Here is a 633-nt window from a genome sequence, read left to right as displayed (position 1 = left end):
CAATGGCAGCGAGACTTCGACGCTGGAGCCTTCGATCTTGGTCGCCCAACCCGCCATATARCGCAGGAAGTCGATGGACAACTGCACGTCCATGACCTGCGCCACCGCCGCGCTTTTGCCGTTGTTCAGACATTCCAGCTGCGCGAGCAGTTCAGCGTCGCGTTCCATCAGATCCGCGAGTTTCCACAACAGGTTTTGCCGCTCCCGAGGTCGGGTGCGGGTCCAGGCCGAATCATCGAACGCGTGACGCGCAGCAAGCACCGCGCGATCAACGTCGTCCGGCGTAGCCTTCGGGACAACGCACAGCACTTCGCCGGTTGCCGGGTTGTGCAAGGGCATGGTCTGGCCGTCGGCGGCCTCGACCCACTCGGCGCCGATCAGCATGCGCGGGGCGCGTTGGATGAACGCCGAAACGGCAGGAAGCAGATAAGGGAGTGGCATGGTAAGACCTCGTCTTGTTCGTGTGACGAGGCCTTTCGCAACGGTTGTGCCAGTTTGCCGGAGGGCTTTATTCAGCGGGGTTCAGGGCCAAAAGCCGCAGAGAGGAACACACCGTGCTGTTGCAAACTGAGACACGGATGAGACAGCTATAACCCTTGACGGCTCAACATGCGATCAATCACCGCCCACAGC

Annotated in this window: 1 protein-coding gene; it reads right to left on the bottom strand. The window is 61.1% G+C overall.

From position 1 onward, the window contains the following. Positions 1-441: aldehyde dehydrogenase family protein (locus AC1DH9_RS30385; RefSeq protein ID WP_477809483.1), on the bottom strand; the 441-nt coding region annotated here is incomplete at its 3' end. Between the last annotated feature and the right edge of the window lie 192 nt (positions 442-633).

The sequence above is a fragment of the Pseudomonas sp. 05T35 genome, from assembly GCF_056396605.1.
The sequence above is the reverse complement of the archived record's forward strand: the minus strand, read 5'-3'. Positions and strand labels throughout refer to the sequence as shown.